Source organism: Helicobacter sp. (genome assembly GCF_029067145.1).
Classification (GTDB): Bacteria; Campylobacterota; Campylobacteria; order Campylobacterales; family Helicobacteraceae; genus Helicobacter_D.
The window spans coordinates 1-5697 of record NZ_JAIEFA010000064.1 but is presented as its reverse complement, the minus strand read 5'-3'; the positions used below and the strand labels follow the sequence as shown (position 1 = coordinate 5697).

General features: G+C 37.1%; 5 protein-coding genes. All 5 read left to right on the top strand.

Annotation, left to right across the window (positions count from 1 at the left end; genetic code table 11):
- Positions 1-108 precede the first annotated feature (108 nt).
- Complete coding sequence (locus K2N75_RS06405) at positions 109-873, top strand: ABC transporter permease (protein WP_297681661.1); 765 nt, start codon at positions 109-111, stop codon at positions 871-873.
- The gene (locus K2N75_RS06400; protein ID WP_297681659.1) at positions 870-1526 is read left to right on the top strand and encodes an ABC transporter ATP-binding protein; all 657 of its coding nucleotides are present in this window, start codon (positions 870-872) and stop codon (positions 1524-1526) included. Before K2N75_RS06405 ends, K2N75_RS06400 begins: the two co-directional genes overlap by 4 nt.
- Entirely contained in the window at positions 1527-2654 is a 1128-nt protein-coding gene (locus tag K2N75_RS06395) for a capsule biosynthesis protein (RefSeq protein ID WP_297681658.1), read from the top strand.
- Positions 2654-4387, top strand: a complete 1734-nt coding sequence (locus K2N75_RS06390) for a polysaccharide biosynthesis/export family protein (protein WP_297681657.1) — start codon at positions 2654-2656, stop codon at positions 4385-4387. Before K2N75_RS06395 ends, K2N75_RS06390 begins: the two co-directional genes overlap by 1 nt.
- 25 nt (positions 4388-4412) lie before the next feature.
- A partial coding sequence (locus tag K2N75_RS06385) for a capsular biosynthesis protein (protein WP_297681655.1) occupies positions 4413-5697 on the top strand: 1285 nt, incomplete at its 3' end.

The window sequence follows — 5697 nt, the reverse complement described above, 5'->3', positions numbered from 1 at the left end:
AATTTATACTTAATTCAAGCAAACTTCTTTTATAATTAGCATTTTAATCATCAAGTAGATTTATCGGAAATAAACTATAATTTTTAAGAAAAGAGAGTTTTTTATTGAATGACACATATTGTGCAGGCACTATTTTTGCGAGAGCTAAAAACGCGTTTTGGCAAAAACAAACGATTAGGATATTTTTGGGTCATTGGAGAGCCAATGTCGCATATTCTCTTTTTCTTAATCATTTTTACCGTGATTCGCGCAAAATCCATTCCGCAAGTTCCTGTGGAGATGTTTTTAGTTACAGGATTTGTGCCATTTTTTATGTTTAGAAATATTATTCAGCAAATTATGTCTGGCGTGCAAGCCAATCTTGCTTTGATGGCTTATAAGCCTGTTAAACCTATCCATGTTTTTATTGCGCGCGCACTTCTTGAAATCTGCATTTATTTTTCTATTTTTATTATTTTTATAGTGGGGTTTGGGTGGTTTTTGGATTTACCTATTTTGCCTGTAAATTTTTTAGAAGTTCTCATCGCTTTTTTCGGATTAGCCTTTTTGGGATTTGCGGTAGGCATTTGTCTTGCTTTTTTAAGCAGTGAGTTAGAATATACGCAAATCTTTATTAATTACGGAATCAATGTTTTCTACTTTGCCTCTGCGGTTTTATATCCTTTATGGATTATGCCAAACCATGTTGTGGAACTCCTGCTTTACAATCCTGTTTTACAGCTTCTTGAAATGTTGCGAGAAAATTATTTCCCCAATTATCCTCTGACAAATGGGATTAATTTTGTTTATCCTTTTTCTATTGCGATTATTCTACTCTTTATTGGGCTTTGGTATTATTTTTTCCGCTATAAATATTTAGGACAAATCAAATGATTAAGCTTGACCATCTCACAAAATCCTATCCTTTAAACAAAGGACGACATTATGTCTTTAAAGACTTAACCTTTGAATTTCCCGATGATTGCAGTATCGGACTTATGGGACGCAATGGAGCGGGCAAATCCACTTTAATGCGAATCTTGGGAGGAATGGATATGCCAGACAAAGGAAGAGTTATCACAGATAAGAAAATTTCTTTTCCTATTGGGCTTGGGACGCATTTTCAATCCTCACTAAGCTCAAGGGATAATATTAAATTTCTTGCACGCGTTTATGGCTATAAAGGGGACGCATTAAAAGAAAAAATTGCTTTTGTGGAGGATTTTGCTGAAATTGGTAAATTCTTTGACGAACCTAGTGGAATCTTGTCATCAGGAATGCGCTCACGCGTCTTATTTGGTATGAGTATGGCGTTTGATTTTGATTATTATTTGATTGACGAAGCAGGAGCGGTAGGCGACCCGGCTTTCAAGAAAAAAAGCGAAGCACTCTATCAAGAAAAACTAAGTAGCTCTAAAGTTATTTTGGTTTCTCATAGTGTTTCAGAAATCAAAAAATGGTGTCATAAAATCATACATATTCAAGATGGTGTAGCAAAAGTCTATGATGATGTAGATGAAGGCATCAAGGCATATCAAGGACAATAAATGGCTTTTTTAAAATCTCTTTTACAGCAACCTGGCTTCCAAAAGCTTTTACCTTTCCTTAAAAGCTTCAAAATCGTGTATGCGCTAATGGTATTTGTGGTTGCTTATTATTTGCTCATTGCGGCTGACCGCTATGTAAGCTCTATTACCTTAAGTGTGCGCTCCATCAATAATGATATTGCGCCCGTGAGTGGTTTGGCTTCTCTTATTGGCGTGAATTCAAGTGCGAGAGAAGATGTGCTATTCTTAAAACAATACATTTACTCTCTTGATATGCTCAATATTCTTAATAAAGAGATTCAACTTAAAAACCTTTACACCTCCCAAATGAAAGACCCTTTCTTTATGTTGCGCAGCGGTGCAAGTCAAGAAAGTTTTTTTAAATTTTATCAAAAGAGAGTAGAAACCGTCCTTGATGATACTTCTGGATTATTACAAGTAAATGTTGAAGGATTCTCACCGCAAGACGCAAAGACTATTGCTCACGCCATCTTAAAAGAATCCGAACGCTTTATCAATGAAATCTCACAAAGTGCCGCGAGAGAACAAATGATATTTGCCGAGCAAGAACTTTTAAAAGCAAAAACACGTTTGCAAGCTGCCAAAAATGAACTTTTGGCATTCCAAAGTCGTTATGGTGTTTTTGACCCACTCAAACAAGCAGAAGCAAAAGCCAGCCTAACAACAGGAATTGAAAGCAAAATCGCAGAAAAAGAAACGCAATTAACCACTATGCAAACCTATCTTAACGAAAATGCGCCACAAATTATTATGCTAAAATCCGAAATTAATGCTTTGAAAAAACAATTAGCGAAAGAAACTTCCAAAATCGTTGCTTCTAGCAATTCCAAACGGCTTAATGATTTAGCAGCAAGATTTCAAGATTTGACTATTGAAGCACAATTTGCTCAAGACGCATACACCGTAGCACTTGCTTCAATTGAAACCACGAGGATAGAATCTAGTCGCAAAATCAAGCAACTTGTTGTGATTCAAAATGCTAGCGAGCCACAAGACCCAGAATATCCCAAAAAGATTTATAACATTATCACCATTTTTGTGCTTTTATCTGCCATTTATGGTATTGTTAAACTCATCGCAATGATTATAGAGGAGCATAAATACTAATGAAAAAATCCGTTCAGACACTATTCATCACCCTTTTCTTTGCGGCTTTTGCGCAAGCCGTTGATGTTTCATCTATTTCAGTTACTCAGCCACCTTACCAAGAGCAAACAGGGCAAAATTATCCAACACAAAATACACAACAAGCAACACAAAACCAAACGCAAATGCAACAGACTAATCCCGCTAATCCTAATTCGCCTACAACCGACACGCAAAATCTACCCGAGCAATTACCAGCTGTATTTGGGGCACATTTGTTTAATGGAAACTTCACACAAGCTTCCCAATCACTCTACAACCCAGACTACAAAATCGCTGTGGGCGACAAAATCAACTTTAGAATGTGGGGAGCAGTGGAATTCCAACAAGAATTAATGGTAGATTCGCAAGGCAATGTATTTATCCCGAGTGTTGGAGCAGTCAATCTGCTTGGTGTTAAAAATGGGGATTTAGTCAAAGCTCTCAAAGCAAGTATTGCAAAAATCTATAAACAAAATGTTTTTGTTTATGCCGATATGAATGTTTATCAAAATGTTTCTATTTTTGTTACAGGAAATGTGAATCGTCCGGGACTTTATCAAGGCTTGAGTTCCGATTCTGTCGTGCAATATTTGGATAAAGCAGGTGGAATCAACCTAGAATACGGAAGCTTTAGAAATATTGAGATTCTACGCAACAACAAAATTGCCCTTAACATTGACTTATATGATTTTCTTTTTGAGGGAAAAATGAAGCTATTTCCCTTTAGGACTGGCGATGTAATCTTAGTTAAAAATGTTGAAAGCTATGCTTTTGCAGAGGGAGATGTGCAAAAGCCTTTCCGATTTGAGCTTAAAGACAATATCAAAACTCTGCAAGATTTGGCAAATGCCGCAGGAGCAAAACCTATCGTAACTAATGCAGTCGTGCGCTCCTATTTGCCCAACCACACGATAGATGTTGTGTCCTATAACAAAAAAGATTTCCAATCCGTGCTTTTAAGGGTGGGTGATGAAGTGGAATTTCGCCCAGATTACAATGCCGAAAATATCCATATTACAATAGAGGGGGAGCATAGCGGCTTGCACTCTATGGTTGTCAAAAAGGGAACAAGCCTAGCAGAAGTTGTCTTGAAGCTTAAACCCAATCAACAATCCAATATTGATGCGATTCAACTTTATCGCGTAAGTGTCGCGCAAACACAAAAGCAACTCATTGAAGCACAATTAAAAGAGCTTGAAACAATTGCTCTTACTTCATCCTCTGTTACTGCGCAAGAAGCAAGTATGCGCGCAAGTCATTCTCAAATGGTGCTAGAGTTTATTGAACGCGCTAAAAATGTTCAGCCCAAAGGTCAAGTTGTGTTGGAAAACAAACAAGCCTTCACCAAAACAATCCTTGAAGAAGGTGATGTGATTAACATTCCCGCAAAAAGCAACTTAGTGCTTGTGCAAGGAGAAGTTGCCTTGCCTGGAGCTTTTACTTATGAGCCAAATAAAAGCCTACGAGATTATATTAAATTAGCGGGCGATTTTACAGAACGCGCAAATAAAAAGAGGGTTTTAGTCATTCACTCTAATGGCAAAGCAGAACGTCATAATGGAAATTGGGCATCAGGTAAAACCATACAACCCGGCGATTCCTTGCTTATTCTACCCGCAATTGAAACAGGACAAGGATTGCAAATCACAAGCATCTTGACACAGATTCTTTATCAAGTAGCAATTGCTACCAAAGTCATCTTAGACCTCTAAATAAAGAGCTAATAAGAATCATTCAATGCGGCTAGATAATGCTATTTCACAATTTAGGGATTCCAACATTCTCCTTTTGCAAGGACCTGTGGGTCCCTTTTTCTATCATTTGGCGCAAAAACTCAAAAAGAATAACAATAAGGTTTTTAAGCTAAATTTCAATGGGGGAGATTTATTTTTCTTTCCTTTTGGGGCACAAAGTTATCGCAATCAATTAGAGGATTTTGAAGAATTTATAAGACATTTTTATCTCAATCATAAAATCCAAAAAATTTTTATGTTCAATGACTGCCGCCCTTTACATAAAATCGCCATTAAAGTAGCTAAGTCCCTTAAAATTCCTTATTTTATATTTGAAGAAGGTTATATTCGCCCAAACTTTATTACATTGGAACATAAAGGTGTCAATGCAAATTCCACGCTCCCAAAAGACCCGCAAGTTTTCTTAAAATTTACTCCCCAATCCAAAGAACAAGAATACAGCATTACACATTCTTTTAGGAATATGGCTTGGTTTTCCTTTTTGTATTGGTTTTCTGCTTTTTTGTGTGGATTGTATTTTAACAATAAGCTACACCACCGTAGTTTGAGTGGTATGGAAATGTTTCCTTGGTTTCTTTCACTTTTTAGAAAATATCTCTATAAATTTAGTGAAAAAGAAGACATTGAATTTATTTTAGAATCCAAAAAACAATATTTTGCCCTCATCTTGCAGGTGCATAATGATACACAAATCAAAAATCATTTTGAAGGAAGAAGGATTGAAAACTTTATTAGAAACTCTATTCGCTCCTTTGCGCAACACGCAAAACCTCAACATTTTTTAGTCATCAAGCATCACCCAATGGACAGAGGATATAAAAATTACAAGATTTTTATCAAACGACAAGCAAGAAAATATAATGTAAGTAGCCGCGTCATTTATTTGCACGATATTCATTTACCTGATTTTTTGCGCAATGCGTTGGGCTGTATCGTCATCAATAGCACAACCGGACTTTCAAGCATTTTGCACAAATGTCCCACAAAAGTATGTGGTAGCGCATTTTATGACATCAAAGGATTGACATTCCAAGAACCCTTAAGCAAATTTTGGAGCGGTGCAAAGAAGTTCAAAATTGACCAACAACTTTTTGTGAATTTTAGAAAATATCTCATAGAGCATAATCAAATCAATGGTAGTTTTTATGGCTCTCTTTCTACTAAAGTGGGGGGGGGCGCGGGGCGCGCCGCGGCGAGGGCTGTGGGCCGCGTGGCAGCGGCAGCTCCGCACAGGTGCACAGAGACTGCTTCCTTCGCGGGGAGGCGAT

Bases quoted from the DNA above. Each gene is read 5' to 3' on its own strand.
- K2N75_RS06405 (WP_297681661.1), top strand. From the start codon at position 109: ATGACACATATTGTGCAGGCACTATTTTTGCGAGAGCTAAAAACGCGT.
- K2N75_RS06400 (WP_297681659.1), top strand. From the start codon at position 870: ATGATTAAGCTTGACCATCTCACAAAATCCTATCCTTTAAACAAAGGA.
- K2N75_RS06395 (WP_297681658.1), top strand. From the start codon at position 1,527: ATGGCTTTTTTAAAATCTCTTTTACAGCAACCTGGCTTCCAAAAGCTT.
- K2N75_RS06390 (WP_297681657.1), top strand. From the start codon at position 2,654: ATGAAAAAATCCGTTCAGACACTATTCATCACCCTTTTCTTTGCGGCT.